Raw genomic sequence first — 277 nt, forward strand, 5'->3', positions numbered from 1 at the left:
TGGCCCGGTATGGAATGAACTTATAATCATGGAATCGACTCGATCATCAGATTATAAGTTCATAACCCCAGCCCATTCCCATTTTGGGCGGAACAGATCTACTAATTCTTTGATTCCAGTAAGTAAGAGGGATCTTGAACTAAGAAATAGACCCTAGAAGCTAAAAAAGGGTATCCTGAGCAATTGCAATAATAGGGTTCATTGATATTCCCGGTATAGTAGATGCTATCACACATACAATCATACTCAATTCGATGGAATTGTTTGATCTTAAAGG

The sequence above is a fragment of the Zoogloea oryzae genome (assembly GCF_030161255.1).
GTDB classification, from domain to species: domain Bacteria; phylum Pseudomonadota; class Gammaproteobacteria; order Burkholderiales; family Rhodocyclaceae; genus Zoogloea; species Zoogloea oryzae.